This window comes from Chromatiales bacterium, from assembly GCA_014323925.1.
GTDB lineage: Bacteria > Pseudomonadota > Gammaproteobacteria > Poriferisulfidales > Oxydemutatoraceae > SP5GCR1.
In genome coordinates, this window is the sequence record JACONC010000012.1 from 1 (window position 1) to 16,153 (window position 16,153).

Annotated in this window: 19 protein-coding genes; 4 read left to right on the top strand and 15 right to left on the bottom strand. The window is 44.4% G+C overall.

The genetic code is table 11. The features are described 5' to 3' along the window. Positions 1–28: 28 nt before the first annotated feature. Positions 29–1,072, top strand: coding sequence for a porin (locus GDA45_05785; GenBank protein ID MBC6414374.1), 1,044 nt, complete (start codon positions 29–31; stop codon positions 1,070–1,072). A gap of 342 nt (positions 1,073–1,414) precedes the next feature. Continuing rightward, positions 1,415–1,705, top strand: a complete 291-nt coding sequence (locus GDA45_05790) for a transposase (GenBank protein MBC6414375.1) — start codon at positions 1,415–1,417, stop codon at positions 1,703–1,705. A 74-nt stretch (positions 1,706–1,779) separates the two neighbouring features. Here GDA45_05790 and GDA45_05795 read toward each other — a convergent pair whose 3' ends face one another. The 9 genes from GDA45_05795 to GDA45_05835 all read right to left on the bottom strand — a co-directional run bounded on the left by GDA45_05795 (position 1,780) and on the right by GDA45_05835 (position 8,828). Further along, complete coding sequence (locus tag GDA45_05795) at positions 1,780–2,967, bottom strand: hypothetical protein (protein MBC6414376.1); 1,188 nt, start codon at positions 2,965–2,967, stop codon at positions 1,780–1,782. Between the two features lie 270 nt (positions 2,968–3,237). Continuing rightward, a complete protein-coding gene (gene ychF, locus GDA45_05800; protein MBC6414377.1) occupies positions 3,238–4,323 on the bottom strand; it encodes a redox-regulated ATPase YchF in 1,086 nt (361 codons plus the stop codon). Between the two features lie 19 nt (positions 4,324–4,342). Then, a complete protein-coding gene (gene pth / locus GDA45_05805; protein ID MBC6414378.1) occupies positions 4,343–4,900 on the bottom strand; it encodes an aminoacyl-tRNA hydrolase in 558 nt (185 codons plus the stop codon). Positions 4,901–4,954: 54 nt separating this feature from the next. Then, positions 4,955–5,647 (bottom strand): 50S ribosomal protein L25/general stress protein Ctc, encoded by a 693-nt coding sequence (locus GDA45_05810; GenBank protein ID MBC6414379.1) that lies wholly within the window; start codon positions 5,645–5,647, stop codon positions 4,955–4,957. A gap of 114 nt (positions 5,648–5,761) precedes the next feature. Then, entirely contained in the window at positions 5,762–5,977 is a 216-nt protein-coding gene (locus tag GDA45_05815; GenBank protein MBC6414380.1) for a hypothetical protein, read from the bottom strand. Between the two features lie 324 nt (positions 5,978–6,301). Next, complete coding sequence (locus tag GDA45_05820; protein MBC6414381.1) at positions 6,302–7,378, bottom strand: 2Fe-2S iron-sulfur cluster binding domain-containing protein; 1,077 nt, start codon at positions 7,376–7,378, stop codon at positions 6,302–6,304. Positions 7,379–7,460: 82 nt separating this feature from the next. Next, positions 7,461–8,123 carry a glutathione S-transferase family protein gene (locus GDA45_05825; GenBank protein MBC6414382.1) on the bottom strand — a complete coding sequence of 221 codons (663 nt, stop codon included), beginning with the start codon at positions 8,121–8,123 and terminating at the stop codon, positions 7,461–7,463. A gap of 29 nt (positions 8,124–8,152) precedes the next feature. After that, positions 8,153–8,329 (bottom strand): (4Fe-4S)-binding protein, encoded by a 177-nt coding sequence (locus GDA45_05830; protein ID MBC6414383.1) that lies wholly within the window; start codon positions 8,327–8,329, stop codon positions 8,153–8,155. A gap of 274 nt (positions 8,330–8,603) precedes the next feature. After that, a complete protein-coding gene (locus GDA45_05835) occupies positions 8,604–8,828 on the bottom strand; it encodes a hypothetical protein (protein ID MBC6414384.1) in 225 nt (74 codons plus the stop codon). 397 nt (positions 8,829–9,225) lie between these two features. Here GDA45_05835 and GDA45_05840 point away from each other — a divergent pair, with 397 nt between their 5' ends. Beyond that, entirely contained in the window at positions 9,226–9,828 is a 603-nt protein-coding gene (locus GDA45_05840) for a cytochrome c4 (GenBank protein ID MBC6414385.1), read from the top strand. Further along, the gene (locus GDA45_05845; protein ID MBC6414386.1) at positions 9,828–10,475 is read left to right on the top strand and encodes a thiol:disulfide interchange protein DsbA/DsbL; all 648 of its coding nucleotides are present in this window, start codon (positions 9,828–9,830) and stop codon (positions 10,473–10,475) included. Before GDA45_05840 ends, GDA45_05845 begins: the two co-directional genes overlap by 1 nt. Before the next feature lie 88 nt (positions 10,476–10,563). On the opposite strand, the gene GDA45_05850 is transcribed toward GDA45_05845, so the two are convergent. Genes GDA45_05850 through rpoH form a run of 6 tightly spaced genes read right to left on the bottom strand, consistent with a single transcriptional unit; the run spans position 10,564 to position 16,117 of the window. Beyond that, positions 10,564–11,454 (bottom strand): ParB/RepB/Spo0J family partition protein, encoded by an 891-nt coding sequence (locus tag GDA45_05850; protein ID MBC6414387.1) that lies wholly within the window; start codon positions 11,452–11,454, stop codon positions 10,564–10,566. Positions 11,455–11,492: 38 nt separating this feature from the next. Beyond that, positions 11,493–12,275 carry a ParA family protein gene (locus tag GDA45_05855; GenBank protein MBC6414388.1) on the bottom strand — a complete coding sequence of 261 codons (783 nt, stop codon included), beginning with the start codon at positions 12,273–12,275 and terminating at the stop codon, positions 11,493–11,495. 12 nt (positions 12,276–12,287) lie between these two features. Further along, positions 12,288–12,917, bottom strand: coding sequence for a 16S rRNA (guanine(527)-N(7))-methyltransferase RsmG (gene rsmG / locus GDA45_05860; protein MBC6414389.1), 630 nt, complete (start codon positions 12,915–12,917; stop codon positions 12,288–12,290). Between the two features lies 1 nt (position 12,918). Continuing rightward, a complete protein-coding gene (locus tag GDA45_05865; protein MBC6414390.1) occupies positions 12,919–13,401 on the bottom strand; it encodes a DUF302 domain-containing protein in 483 nt (160 codons plus the stop codon). Further along, positions 13,373–15,247, bottom strand: a complete 1,875-nt coding sequence (gene mnmG, locus GDA45_05870) for a tRNA uridine-5-carboxymethylaminomethyl(34) synthesis enzyme MnmG (GenBank protein MBC6414391.1) — start codon at positions 15,245–15,247, stop codon at positions 13,373–13,375. The genes GDA45_05865 and mnmG overlap by 29 nt, the downstream gene beginning before the upstream one ends. 9 nt (positions 15,248–15,256) lie before the next feature. Then, positions 15,257–16,117: an RNA polymerase sigma factor RpoH gene (gene rpoH / locus GDA45_05875; protein ID MBC6414392.1), complete on the bottom strand. Its 861-nt coding sequence runs from the start codon at positions 16,115–16,117 to the stop codon at positions 15,257–15,259. Positions 16,118–16,153: the final 36 nt, after the last annotated feature.

Below are 16,153 nucleotides of genomic sequence, written 5' to 3' on the forward strand. Positions count from 1 at the left end.
CCTTCGCCACGAGACGGCGGGTGAGATTATGTTTGGTCAATGGTTGCTACCTTACAACGAAATCGTTGCCCAATGGGTAGATCCTTTCTATGATGCTGGTGCCGACTCGCATACCAGCATTATGGGTAATATTGGTGGTTCTACTGAGCGTTCTGGTGGTTGGTTAAGTTCGTTGTTCTACAACGGTAGCTTTAATAATAGTAGCGACTTTACTAATGCATTCGGGGCACTGGCTTTTAACCGTCGTCAAGAAGGTGTCGTCCAATATGTTTGGCCGAATACTTCGGCGATGGCAAGTCAAACCCGCGATGGCTTACAGTTTCGCTTTGCGGTTACATCAGGAGATGGTATTGAAGCACAAGGCGTTGATTCTGAATCGCCGTTAGGTGGTAGGGATGTTGATCCGCGTATCATATCTACTGGTGTTTCGTATCAGCATAATATGGCTAACGGCCAAATCTGGCTTGCCGCCGCTTACGAGCAACACGAAGATGTCAGTGCAGTTAACTTAAGTTATAGTGGCGAGGCAGAAGTTGGTGACATTGCATGTGATGACTCAGATGACGAAGGTTATCGTTTAGCCGGTCGCTATAAGCACGATTGGGGTAATGGTCAGTCCACTTGGATTGCTGCGATGTACGAAGAACTGGAGTACGACGCAAGTTGCCAACGTGTGACAGCAGTTGATGCTAATGGTAAGCCTACTACTTCTGCAGATTATAATAATACAAATGCCCCCATCTGGAGCGGTGTAGACCGTGATGCTTGGATGATTTCCGGTAAGCATGCCTTCGGCAACGGCGTGGATATCCGTGCCTCATATATGGATGCCGACGAATGGGACTGTGATTCCGATGTATGTACTTCGGCAGCCGAAAGAGATACTGATGCGGATGCATTCAACATTGGTGTGTTCTACACGATGCCGGCTGGTACTGAGTTGCGTGCGACTTATTCTGAAGTTGATAACAAAGACAATGCTGGTTATGATTTTGGTATCAACGGTACCGTTCCTGCTACAGGCGCGGATATAGAAATGTTCGCCGTCGGTATCGTCCACTGGTTTGACTAGTCGTATATTTCACGGATAGAATTTTTTACCACTATTCCACCATGGATGGTAGAGACCGCCGCCTTTGGGTGGCGGTTTTTTTATTCTTGTTATTTTTTAATCTATTTCCCTAGATACAATAATCCCTATAATGACACACCAAATGGGACCATTTCCCAAATCATACGAACCTCTAGACAATCTTTGCTACACGATTTCACCTATATTTAAAGAAAGTTTTTCGTTTGGTAAAGTGTGGTAAATATGCAGAGAACTGGCTTTAGATGGGCTTGCCAGAAAATGACCGACTAAGTCAGCTAAGCATAGAAAAATCTTGATGCAACAATTACCTAATTACTTTGTTTGATTGCTCGCCTAGAGATTAGAAAAACCATCTATACTACGAATGCAATAGAAAGCCGCAATAGGTTTATCAGAAAATCAATCTGCACTCGTAAGATATTTCCAAGTGACCAATCGGCATTTAAAAATAGTCTATTGGGGCTGGAGGAAGTTGCTGATTACTGGGCGATTCCGATACGGAACTGGAAATCGGCGATGAAACAATTAGCTATTGAATACAAAGTTACACAGAATAGATTACAACCTCTCTTTTTCATAATATCCTCCTTATTTAATCAAGTTTTTTATTAGTGGAAAGCTTCCCTCTTGCCGGAGGGAAGCTCTCGTGACATCCATGTCAAAACATTTATCCGTAATTTAGAGGTTTAGTCAAACCAGTGGACAATACCAACGGCGAACATTTCTACATCTTCACCTTGAGGAACCCCGCTTACACCTATACCGAAATCATAACCGGCGTTAGCTTCGTTACTAACTTCAGAATATGTTGCGCGCAACTCAGTACCAGCCGGCATCGTATAGAACAAGCCTATGTTAAATGCATCCGCACCAGTGTTCCTTTCAGCTTCGGCCCGCTCGTTTACATTAGCTGTAGCTGGGTTATCTCTACAGACATCACCATCGCACTCTAAATCGTCGCCATCCATATAGGAAGCGCGAATATCTAAACCATTGCCGAAGGCATGCTTACCAGAAATCATCCAAGCATCACGTTCAACACCTGTCCAGATAGGAGCTGGGTTATCAAAGGTAAAATCAGCATCGTTCACATCTGTACAACCCGTCGAATCATAGTCCAGTTCTTCATACATTCCGGCAATATAGGTAGTTTGCCCATTACCCCAGTCGTGTTTATAGCGACCAGCAAGCCTTATACCTTCATCTTCTGAGTCAGCGCATTTTGCAACATTCCGAAGGATACTAGCGGTAGTGTCTTCATGTTGTTCATAAGCGGCAGCGATCCAGATTTGGTGGGCACCCATATTATGCTGGTAAGCAACACCAGTGGACATAATACGAGGGTCAAGAGTAGCTTTTCTTTCTGTATTAGTACCTTGATTATAAATTATCTCCTCGTCTGTTGCACTACCATCTGTTACCGCAAAGCGGAACTGAAAACCATCGCGATTCTGGTCTCCCATAGCTGCGGTATTCGGCCAAACATACTGGACGATACCTTCTTGACGACGATTAAAAGAGAGTGCGCCATAATTATCACCCGCTGCAAAACCACCAAAGCTTCCAGCATAAAACGCTCCTGTAAAACCGCCAGGTACATTCACTCCTCTAGTTTCACCACCAATATTACCCATAATACTACTATGCGAGTCGGCACCGGCATCGTAGAAGGGATCTATCCATTGAGCAACGATTTGGTTATATGGTAATAACCATTGAGCAAACATAATCTCACCCATCATCTCGTGGCGAAGGCTGATTTTAGATTCACGACTACACCAGTCATCGTTGGTATCTGCGTTTGAAAAGAAGGTGTATTGTTCACATCGGAAGCCCACTTGTAAACCAGGAATACCAGTATCCATGTGGGACATGAAGCCGATATTGGCAGAGTTGTTTTGTAAACGATCCCATTCTCTCGGACCATTATCAACCCACTCATACGACCAATCCTGCCAAGCGTAGATGTTAATATTCTCAGCTTGAGCCTAGCTATACAGGGAATTTTATGGTTCGGCACCCAGATTTATGACGAGATTACTGAATACCTGTGAGGTGTTTTGTTTGCAACAAAAGAATACAGTGCTTAAAAGTATTGCTTTGCTTAGCAAATAATTATCGGAAACTTAAGTGATGTGGGTTGGTTAAGTACTAAACCTGAAGTGTACGATATCGGCTTCTTGCATTATATAGTCCTTGCCTTCCAGACGCCATTTTCCAGCATCTTTAGCCCCTTGTTCACCGCCATGATTTATATAATCTTCATAGGCAATTACTTCGGCACGAATGAAGCCTTTTTCAAAGTCGCTGTGTATGCAACCGGCAGCTTGCGGTGCAGTAGCACCGTTGGCGACTGTCCATGCTTTAGCTTCTTTGGCACCAGCAGTAAAAAATGTAAGTAGATTAAGCAAGCGATAGCCGGCTTGGGCAACGCGATCTAGACCAGTCTGTCTCATACCTAAATCCTTCATAAACTCTAACCGTTCCTCTCTATCTAGACAGACCAGTTCAGCCTCAAATTTGGCACAGACCTCAACGAGAATTAAGTTGTGTTCATCGGCATAACGAACTAAATGTCGGTGATAGAGGTTTTCGATATTTTGCTCGTCTACATTGGCAATGAGCATCATCGGTTTAGAACTTAACAGATTTAATTCTCGCACATGTGCTTGTTCAGCTTCGTTTAAGTTGAGCGTGCGAATATTATTTCCTGCTGCTAGGTGTTCGTATAACTGCTCTAGTATTTGCTTTTTTTGAAGCTCATCTTTATTGCCGGATTTAGCGTTTTTAGCGACGCGTTGACAGGCACGGTCAACTATTTCTAGATCAGAGAGCAGTAGTTCGGTATTGATAATTTCCACATCAGACAGTGGATCGACCTTGCCGTCAACATGGCTCACCTCACCTCCAAAGCATCTTAAAACCTGAGCGATTGCGTGCGTGCCCCTAATATGAGACAGAAACTGATTGCCTAACCCTTCGCCTTTTGAAGCTCCTTTAACAAGACCTGCAATATCTACGAATTCAAGTATAGTCGGTACTTTTTTGGCTGACGATGCCAACTGCGCTAATCTATTCAGGCGCTCGTCAGCAACCTCTACCACACCGGTATTCGGATCTATAGTGCAAAAAGGATAATTCTCTGCAGCAATATCCGCACCAGTCAGCGCATTGAACAGGGTCGATTTACCCACATTAGGCAAACCCACAATACCGCATTTAAATCCCATGAATGCGCCTTCCCATGTATTAGTTATGGCTGTGTAGGGCTTCCACTGCCTTGTCAAACTCTCCGGCTACTATATCCTTGGTTAGTTCGTAAAGCATGGGAAAATAGGCATCTATTGCTAGTCGTTCTTCTGGTTTAGGGTTGGATAAAACATAGGGTGTGACCTTGTCTTTGGAACCAGGGTGTCCTACGCCAATACGCAAGCGCCAAAAATCCTTGCCTAGGTGCCTGATAATATCCAATAAGCCGTTATGCCCGCCGTGTCCGCCACCGTATTTAATGCGTATTTTTGCCGTTTGAAAATCTATCTCGTCGTGTACTACTAAAACCTGCTCTATGCTTAGCTTGTAAAAATGGATAACTGAGGCAAGTGCCTGCCCACTACGGTTCATAAATATGTTCGGTTTTATGAGTCTTACTGGTTGTCCTAACAGCGTGATATTGCATATAGCACTTTTGAGTTTAGCGTTGTCTTTGAACTGCAACTGGTGTTTATGTGCTAGATAATCAACAAACCAAAAGCCTGCATTGTGGCGATTATTTTGATATTTGGTTCCAGGGTTGCCTAAACCGGCTATCAGACTTATCTTTGTCTGACTAGATGTCAACTTAGAAATAGCGATGATTGCAACCTAGGTTTTCTGATCTTTATTGCTTTGTTCAGATTTTTGTTCGTCTTCCGTTTCTTGTTGTGGTTCTGCACTTTCCGCCTCTACAGCTTCCTCTGCTTCGCCAACTTCCATAACGCGCGGCATAATGACTGAGACCAGCGCAAAGTCACTTGCCTCACCGTGCGACAGAGCTACTAAATTAACATTTTCTGGTAATTTGAGGTCAGACAGATGCAGTGAATTATTTAAGCGTAAATCGGCAACATCTACTTCTAGATATTCTGGCAGGTCTTTCGGCAAACAACTGACTTCTACATCAGTCTGCATGTGGCTGATAATTCCTCCCTGCTGCTTCACGCCTACGCATACATCCTCATTTATAAAGTGCAAAGGCACATGGACTTTAATCTGTTGATCCTCACTAATCCTAAAGAAATCTATATGCAGAACTTGGGTTTTACTGGGATGGCGTTGTATGTCACGCAAAATAACCTTTTCGTGCTTGCCCTCTGCTTTTAAGGTTAGGATATGCGAATAAAAAGCCTCGTTTTTCAAATGCTGCATCAGTTCATTATGGTTAATTGAAAGCAACACCTCTGGGTGGTTGCCGCCATAGACCACAGCCGGGACTTGACCTGCCTTTCGCATACGGCGGTTGCCATTACTATTAGCTTTCGCACGCGATTGTGCTTTAATTTCAAATTGTTGTTGCATCAGTTCTATATTCTCCAGTTATAACAGCCATATAAACTAATGGCTTAGTCTGAGGCAGGTCGATTAAGAAATATTACTTGGTATCGTTAAATCTACAAAAATATCTCAAAGTGGCTATTCTTTGGGATCTGTATGCCACAACCATGGGTCCTCTTTCATGACCAGGAAAAATATCCATACATTACCGACTAAGCCGATCAATAAACCTACGGCAGCTCCTAAACTCCATAAAGGATCATGCAAGTGATCCGTGAATGGAATCCAGTTCATGACATAAAAAATAAACACTGACCATACCACCATTAGTGCTAAAGCAATAAATAATTTCATAGCTATCACCCCTTATCATACAAATTTAAATATTGAAGTAGCATTATATCAATGTATTGATGGTATGCAAGCGGTTCGCCCCTGCATTGCCAATATTTCGTATCAAGAACATCTTATGATTAGAGGGTACTAGGGCTATCAGTATTATTCTGATAGTTGTATCTACAGCACGCGGTGGTATCAGGTTGCACTACATTGTTAAGATACGGCACAAAGCAAGCTGCCTAGAGATTCTCCGGGGTGTTCTAAAGGTATAGTGTAGGCATTGGGACACCCCTACGGACTTTTCATGTTGGGCTGGCGTTGCGAACGGGGTGTTCTAACTTAGCGACCGCCAGGAATACTTGAAGCATCCAAGAATTTGTCATAAAAGATCTGGTCTTCCGGCATATTGTTTTCTATCAGCACTTTGATGGCTGCATCTATCATTGGTGGTGGACCGCAGAGATACGCCTGACATTGTCCGGCATCTATCACACCTTTGTCTATATATTCTTCTTTTAAGTGTTGGGTCACAAAGCCACTCGGTCCTTGCCAATCGCTGTCTTTTGGTTCATCCGACAAGACTTCTATATATTTAAATGTTTTTTCACCCGCCCAGTTTTTACCCACTTCTTCCATCTCCTCTCTGCAGTATAGATCGCGTTGGGCTCGTGCGCCAAAGAAGTAATATGCATCGCGCAGCACTTTGCTTTGGGCTGCGTGTTCCAATACTGCTTTAAGTGCGCTCATACCACTGCCACCAGCAATGCAAATCATAGGTTTTTCGCTATCGCGCAGCCAAAAATTACCATACGGCACACTGATATTAAAACGAGCACCTGTTTGATCGCGCTCAAACAACCAGTCGGTAAACTCGCCACCAGGTACATGGCGCACAAAGAACAGTAGTTCTCTTGAATTACTCTGTTGCGGAGAACTTGCAAAAGAATAGGAGCGAGGTTTGCTTAAGTCCTTATGAGATATTTCGGCGTATTGACCGGCTTTCATGGTCGGCATATCAACATCACAATGAATTAACATTTCAATAATATCGTGAGTTAAATTGCGCACCCGCGCCAGAGTGCCTTCACAACTAATAACCTGTTCTACACTGGCATCTAATGCTACTTCTATCTCAACATCAGATTTTAATGCAGTTTGGCAGGCAAGAATCATTCCTGCATCAAGCTGATCAGGGGTTAGCACATAAGAAAAATCATTCAGCGGCTTGATCTTACCTTTCTTTAGGTAGCACCGGCAAGTGCCACAACTGCCAACCCGGCAGTCGTGAGGCCAAGCTAAACCTGCTGTCAGACCTGCTGCCAGCAGATTTTGTTTGGGCTTTACGACAACCTTAGAAGAACCATTAATGGTAGCTTGATGCTCCTTGCTTGGTTTGAAAAAATCAAATATAGACATACCAACATACTATTACGATTATGCGGTCGAACAAACAAGCAAAGTGCTCTATCAGAAACAGTTAAAATCTTATCTAGATATTTCAAACATTAATAGAAATATCTCTGAGCTTACCGTTTTGTATATCCTCTGATGTCGGCACAGTAGTATAAGGAATGATATTCTCTTTACTAGTGCTTGAATGCTGTTTAACTTTGTTGAACCATTCCTGAACTTTTCCTTGCTGGCTCACTAAATCACCATGCCCTTTAATCATTAGCATGTTCACACAAGCTGACCAATGTATATCAGCCATAGAAAAATCACCGCAAATATAATCACCCTTTTTAGGTGGATTAGTAATTTGGGTATTCAACTGGCTTAGGATTTCGTCAAGTCCGGTAATGTCGTCAGCAGCTATTTTAGGTTGAGCTTCGTTAGATGCAACACCACACCATTGGTACATGATCGCCCTAACAACTCCGTTTCTAGGCACCAAAGAAGGTCCGAAACCCTTGTCATCTAAATAAGAAAGTGCTGCCCCAGTGCCGTATACAACAAAGTCTATATCCTTTAATATAGGAGCGACTCCTAATGGGGATAGTGTCCGAACATCAGAACTATCCATTCCTCCTCCATCTATATCTATTACTTTCGCTTCTATATCAACGCCTTTTTCTGCTGCCATTTGCAAACACTTGGCAGTATCCATGCATTTAGGATGACCATGTAAAACCATACGGGTTCTTAATTGATCTCCAATCATTTATACACCTCCTTGAAACTGAAAATTTATTATTCAATAGTTAAAGCACCCGATGGACACTTTGCCACTTGGTCGCGTATTGCCTCCTCACTGGCGCCCGTTTGATTAATAACGAATTTACCATCTACTACCTTAAAAACAGCTGGTAAGCCGTTTACACAATTACCCGCGTGTATGCAGGTGTCTTCATCCCATTTAACTTCCATAATTATCTCCTCATAAATTTTAGTGGAATACCCTAAGCAGTATTTGCTTATAATCTTTTATTATACCACAGCCCAACGAAAACTAAACTGGTTAGCTATAGATGGGAGCTAGAAAGTTTAGTCACACGACCCAGAGGTAAATAAGGTGCAGATAACTGTCTAATCTCCAAAGTCAAGTATTCTAAGCCTTTATAACCATATCCTCGCCTTAATAAATCCGCTATTTTACGGCTGAGACTTTCAATACCTGCATGGGTTACTCAGAACGATGGCCTTAGCGCGGATTTATTGAGGATGAATCGGCATCCCAGGCGATGTATTTGCCGGCTTGCAACCATTGAAGATAGCAAACTGCTTGTCTGCCACAACTGCGACACTGTACCAGAGGTTGCTTTACGCAAGTATGCAGACGCCCTCCCATCGTCAGCACTGGGTGTAAGGCATAATGCTCTCTTCTGCATAGCGTTGTGATATAGCGAATACACTGCACTTCAAGCAAGTCAAACGCCGCCTTTTTAACGCCGCCTTTTTTGGGGGTTCAAAAACGGCTACTGCTCGGCAATTATTTTCTGCACAAATAGCGGTCATTTTCCAAGCTGAATCTTGCAATAGCATATATAGATCAGTGAAGATATGTAGTATTGATTGATAGGTAATTCCTTTAATTGGAGTTTTACGGAAATAAAGAGATTATACAATTACTCACATATCCTCATTTATCAAATTCTGTGATTAAAATTCTCTAGTCCTGCATCGTACAATCAGTTTTACTCTGGTCTGAGATAGGGTATAATCAGGCTATGCAATTCAAAATATGGATATCTTTCATTATTTAAAGTTTGCTGGTCAAATAAACCCCAATAGCAATTTTTATAACTGAGTAAAGAGAAATTAGTATGAAATACAAAATATGTTTAATGGTTCTGAGCTTTTTAGCGATGAGCGTGGTTGGTGCGCAAGGCGATATAGAACAAGGTAAATCTAAATCTATGCAGTGTGTCGCTTGCCACGGCCCAGACGGTAACAGTGTCAATCCACAATGGCCTAAAATCGCAGGTCAGTCAGCGCAGTACATCATTAAACAACTGCAACATTTTAAGAAAAGCGAACGCGTCAACCCGCTGATGAACCCACAAGCTGCCGCTTTATCTGACGACGATATAAAGCATCTAGCGGCTTACTACGAGTCGATGGTGCGTAGTCCAGGTGCCGCCGATGAGGCGTTAGTCGCCGCCGGCGAAAAACTCTATCGTGGCGGCAATAGCGAGAGCGGCATACCGGCCTGCATATCTTGCCATGGCCCGAATGGCAAGGGCAATCCGGCAGCAGGCTTTCCAAATATCTCTTATCAGCATGCCATGTATACGGTTGAGCGGCTGAAGAAATACCGCAGTGCTACCGAAAACTATCCCGGTTCGGAGATTATGAATGGCATTGCTGCAAAATTGACTGACGATGAGATAGAAGCCGTGTCGTCTTATATGCAGGGGTTACACTGATGTTTGGTCGTACAACAATAATACAAGCAGCGGTGGCTGCTGCTCTTTTTGTGCTATCTGGCCAAGCAGTCGTCGCTGAACAGTTTGCCGAGGGTAGCGACTACACGATGATCTCCCCGCGTATGCAGACAGAAGTGGGCGAAGACAAAATAGAAGTGATCGAGTTCTTTTGGTACGGTTGCCCGCATTGTTATACTGTCGAGCCTTATATAGAAGGCTGGGATATACCGGAGGATGTAGAATTAGTACGCATACCTGCCACATTCAGCGAGCGATGGGTGATCCATGCCAAAGTGTATTATGTGCTGGAGAGCTTAGACAGACTTGATCTGCATGAAGTTTTTTTCAATGCTATACATGGTGAGCAATCACGACGCGATCTGGTCACCGAAGACAAGATAGCTGAGTTCTTTGCTTCCTTTGATTCTGGTATAAGCAAGGAACAGTTCATCAAAGCATACAATTCTTTTGTTGTTCATACTAAAACCCAAAAAGCCGACCGCTTGGTTAACGAGTATGCTATCAAAAGCGTGCCGACCTTTGCAGTGAACGGTCGCTACATCACATCTCCCAGTATGGTCGGCAGTTTGCCCGGCTTGATGGATGTGTTGGACTATCTGATCAGCTTAGAGAGGGAGCAATCTTAGCCGACTGACAGCCACAACCGAAGTAGTGTTGTGCCTACATTTTCATCCGCAAGTTGCTCAAAAAGATGTAGTTAAGTTGATGGTTTGTTTAAGTAATTTTCTCTAATATATTATCCAATTCGTCCAACGAGGTATAGTAAATTATCAGCGAACCGTTGCTGGTTTTGGAGCTGTATTTAACTTTAACTGTTGCACCTAAATGTTCGGATAGGTGGCGTTCTAGTTTAGCGGTTTCGCTATCTTCATCTGATTTTTTCTTTTTGGTCTTCTTTTTCTTTTTATTCAAAATTTTCCTAATATAATCCTCAACTTCACGTGCATTCATCTGCTTTTCCATTATCAAGCGGGCAGTATCGGCTTGCTGCGCTTTGTCGAGCTGTAGCAATGTTCGAGCGTGTGCCATCTCCAGTTTGCCTTCTGCCAACCAGTCGCGTACTTCGGGTGTCAATTCCAACAATCTCAGCAGGTTGGAAACTGCAGGTCTGGAGCGTCCGATGGCAGTTGCTACTTGTGCGTGTGTCATATCGAATTTGATTAGCAGTTGTTTGATAGCCAGTGCTTCTTCTATCGCAGTGAGGTCCTGGCGCTGTATATTCTCTACCAGCGCAATGGCTGCGGCAGCGTGTTCGTCGACCTGTTTTACTACTGCTGGAATCTTGTCAAGATCTGCTAACTGTGCTGCCCGCCAACGCCGTTCGCCGGCAATCAGTTCGTATAGCCCGTGCTGGCCAGTCGCTACCCGCACGACTATCGGTTGTAGCAGGCCTTGGTGTTTAATAGAGGTGGCAAGTTCTTGCAATGCGTCTTTGTCTATATGTTTGCGCGGTTGGTAGCGGTTTGGCTGTATTTTATCAACCGCTATATATATAATTGGTTCGTCGATTGTCGCTGTGGCATCATCATTGGCAACTGTGGTGAGTAGCGCATCTACACCAAGAGAGCCTAATCCTCTGCGTTTTTTCGCCGTGCTTTTAGCCATACTTTTTGCTGTACTTTTTGCTGTGTTTTTTGCTTTTTTCATGGTTGTAAATTTTTAGCATTGTTTTTCCTGCGGTTCAACATTTCACCTACCAATTCAATGTAAGCGATGGCACCTTTGGATGCCTTATCGTATTGTATGATAGATAGCCCGTGACTGGGTGCTTCAGCGAGGGTTACATTACGAGGGATGACGGTTTGGTAAAGTTCATCCTTGAAAAAAACGCTGAGCTGCTGCGATACATCTTGTGCGAGGTTATTGCGTGGGTCGTACATCGTACGCAACACGCCTTCTATGCGTAGTCGAGGATTAGCAGTTTGGCGTATGCGTTCAATAGTTTCAACTAAAGACGAAAGCCCTTCTAGTGCGTAGTATTCGCACTGTATGGGAATAATCACACCCTCAGCGGCTATCAATGCATTGATCGTTAATGCGTTGAGTGTCGGTGGACAATCCAACAAGATATAATCGTAGGGGGTGTCGTGATTTAATGCTTCGCGTAAATAAAAGCTACTGTTCTCGGCGCGCGTCAGAGCGACTTCGGTGACGGTCAATGTCGAGTTCGCACCGACCAGATAGTAACCGCCGGCTTCGCAAAATTTAATACAATCGGCAAGCGATGTGCCTTCCAATAAATTTGCAGTGGTTGCGGTTAATTCATTTTTGTCAGTGTTGCTACCTGATGTTGCATTACCTTGCGGATCCATATCAATGAGCAATACGCGTCGCCGAGCGGCAGCTAAGCCAGCGGCTAGATTAACACTTGTTGTCGTTTTGCCGACTCCACCTTTTTGGTTGGTTATCGCGTAGATGGTTGTCACTTTCTATTCTATCTAGTATCTAACAAGCACTAAATTTCCGGTTTCTTCTTTCATTGTATTGAGTACTTTAAGACGATGCCTCAATCCTATCTCAGTTGCTATACTATCTAATTTTTGTAGTTCTTGTGGGCTTATTTTACCTTTTAATGCCAGCCAATGGGTCTGTTTGTGACCTAAGTGTAGAGTGCTAGCAATAAATCGCTCCAAGCTACTCAATGCGCGACTGATTATCGTGTCAAATTTAATCCTGGGTATAAAATTTTCGGCACGGATCTGCTTGATTTCTATATGCGAGAGCTCTAGGAAAATTCGGCAGTGTTCCAAGAAGCGGGTCTTTTTACCGTTGCTGTCTATTAATGTATATTGATGGTGTGGTGCAAGGATGGCCAGCGGGATGCCCGGCACACCACAGCCGCTACCTACATCTAAGACAGTGTTGCCACGTAAATAAGGAATTGCAGCAAGGCTACCGATTATTAAATAACGGATGATTTGCTCAGTGCTATTTAACGCCGATAGATTATATGCAGTGTTCCATTTTTGTAGTAATTTAATCCACTGCAACAGCATCTCTAATTGTCGGTCGGTGGGTCTAATACCCAGAGCACAACATTCTTGGTTGAGCAAGGTTATAGATTCCAAGCTATCGCCCCGCTCGTTGTGCCAGGTCTTTTAGTAAATTTCCTATTTCATTGAATTTTTCGGCATAGGCATCAAGCTGATGGCGTTTTTGCATAGCCTCAACTGAACTGTAGCTAATCCAGACCACACCTCGGCTATCTTCCCACACTAGTAGTTTGAGTGGTAAGTCAAGACCGATTAACGGGTTTGCCTCGAGCAATTCGGCGTCTATCTCGGAATCGCCGAAAACCATCAGCTGAGCAGGCAATAGGGTCGTACCGGCAGCGCTAGCCACTTGGTTGTAGTCGATCACTCCAAATACTTTCAGTTCGCTATGCTCGGCAATACGCTTGGCGCGCTCGACAGTGAGTGCGACACTGTGTTTGCTTTTTATATGTAAGGTGTGCTCCGATTCAATAATACTCTGGGCATTGAGGGGTGCGGCAAAGCCTAACAGTATCCAGTACAGCAGTAGATTAGACGCTGCGCTGATAGCGTAGGTCATGCTTTTTTAGATAGATCCGCAATAGCGACAGGGATGCCGGGGTCATGCCTTGTATACGCTCCGCCTGTCCTATTGAGTTAGGTTTGAATTCATTGAGTTTGCTGCGTAATTCGTTGGATAAACCAGTGACTTTAGAATAATCAAAAGTCGGTGGAATTTGTTGGGAGCGCGCTGCAGCGAGTCGCGTGATCTCGTCTTTCTGACGAATTAAATAACCGCTATACTTTGCCTGTATTTCAATTTGCGAGATGACTTGTTCGTCGGTTGCCACGGCATCCATATTTGCTATACGAGCGATATCTTGATATGAAACCTCAGGCCTTTTAAGTAGTTCGGCAGCAGGGCATGGATGTTTGAGTACTATGCCGAGTGGTCGGCATTGTTCAGGGGTGATGGTGAGGGCTTTGAGTTTAGCTTGCTCGGCATTGATGCTGTTGCGCTTTTTTTCAAACACGCGCCAGCGTAAATCACTGATTAGACCCAGTTCTCTGCCTTGCTCAGTCAGGCGAAAATCGGCGTTATCTTGACGTAAAGATAGCCTATATTCGGCACGACTAGTAAACATGCGATAAGGTTCATTGGTACCATGTATGGTTAGATCGTCTATTAATACGCCAATATAGGCTTGCTCGCGGCTTGGATACCACGATGCTTTACCTTGTGCTTTGCGCGCTGCGTTGAGACCTGCTATCAAACCCTGAGCGGCAGCTTCTTCATAGCCTGTTGTGCCGTTGATTTGGCCAGCAAAGAACAGTCCTTCTATCACTTGGGTTTCAAGAGATGGATTAAGGTCGCGAGGATCCATATAGTCGTATTCAATCGCGTAAGCTGGGCGAGTGATGTGGGCTTTTTCGAATCCTTCAATAGAGCGTACCATCGCAACTTGCACATCAAAGTCCAGGCAGGTCGAAATTCCATTCGGATAAACCTCGCCGTTGTCTAATCCTTCTGGCTCAACGAAAATCTGATGCGATGTTTTATCAGCAAAGCGCACTATTTTATCTTCTATCGACGGACAATAACGCGGGCCGGCGGAATTAATTATGCCGTTGTAGGTCGGTGAACGATGGAGAGCAGTACGGATGATTTCGTGCGTACGCTCGTTGGTGCGAGCGATAGAACATTGGCGTTGCGGTGGATGCTCGCGGCGGCTACCCAGATAAGAGAATATTGGTTGTGGTGTGTCGCTAGGCTGGATGGCAAGTTTTGTGAAATCTATCGTGTCTTTAGCGATGCGCGGCGGTGTGCCGGTCTTTAGCCGACCTACGCGTAGCGGCAATGCACGCAATCTTTCGGCGAGTGCATTGGCTGGTGCTTCGCCAGCCCGCCCGCCTTGGTAGTTGTGGGTTCCTATGTGCATACGCCCACCCAGAAAAGTACCAGTGGTCAACACCACCGTAGGCGCTCTAAAGCGAAGTCCCATCTGTGTAATCACACCTTCTATGCGATTGTTAGTGACGATGAGGTCCTCCACTGTTTGTTGAAATAAGAATATATTAGCGTGTTTTTCCAACAGCCTACGCATGGCTGTTTTGTATAGCTGACGATCGGCTTGTGCGCGTATGGCTTGCACCGCCGGCCCCTTGCTTGCATTGAGCATACGAAAGTGTATGCCGGCAAGATCAGCACAGCGTGCCATTAAGCCGTCTAGCGCATCTACTTCACGGACTAAATGGCTCTTGCCTATACCGCCGATTGCCGGGTTGCAGCTCATTTGACCTATGGTTTCTATATTTTGGGTGAGTAGCAATACTGCAGCTCCGCTGCGCGCCGCCGCTGCTGCTGCCTCGCTACCGGCGTGTCCGCCGCCTATAACGATTACATCGAAGGATTGTTGATATTCCATTGTCTCAGCTTAATCTTTTATCGCTCGTCTGAGTTTTTGCAATGCTAATTTTTCAATTTGCCGTATACGCTCTTGAGACACCTTATATTGCTGTGCGAGTTCGTACAAGGTAACTTTTTTATCCGATAACCAGCGCGCTTTCAAAATAGTAAGACTACGCTCATCTAGGCTTTTCAATGCATCGTTTAATCTTTTACGGTTATAGGCACCGGCTTGTACATCTTCAAAATATTCTGCCGGATCTACTTCTCGTTGATCGGTTAAGTAAGCACTGGGTGAGTATGCCTTCTGCTCGCTGTCATCCGGCATCGGGTCTAGACTTATTTCGGTATGCCCCATGCGCTTTTCCATCTCAGTGACCTCTTCTGGCTTAACGCCTAGCTGGCGAGCAATTTCATGAACTTCTTTTTGGTTCATCCAACCCAGTCTCTTTTTGGAACTTCTGAGATTGAAAAAAAGTTTACGCTGGGCTTTGGTAGTTGCGATTTTTACAATACGCCAATTTTTAATGATAAACTCGTGAATTTCAGCGCGAATCCAATGTACTGCAAACGACACTAAACGCACACCAATGGCCGGGTCAAACCGTTGGATGGCTTTTAATAACCCAATGTTGCCTTCTTGTATTAAATCGCCCAATGCCAAACCGTAGCCGCTGTAGCCACGCGCAATTTGGATGACAAAACGCAGGTTATGCATTGCCAATTTACGCGCCGATTCAACATCGTTTTCTTGTTTATAAAGCGATGCGAGCCGCCGCTCTTCTTCGGCATCTAATACCGGAATTCCATAGGCAGCGGTGATATAAGCATTCAGGCTGCTTACCGGCACCATCATCATGTCTTTACTTCTGACTAAGTCTTTTCCCATATTCTCGCTACCAAAGAGTACCGCTCAGAGTGATAT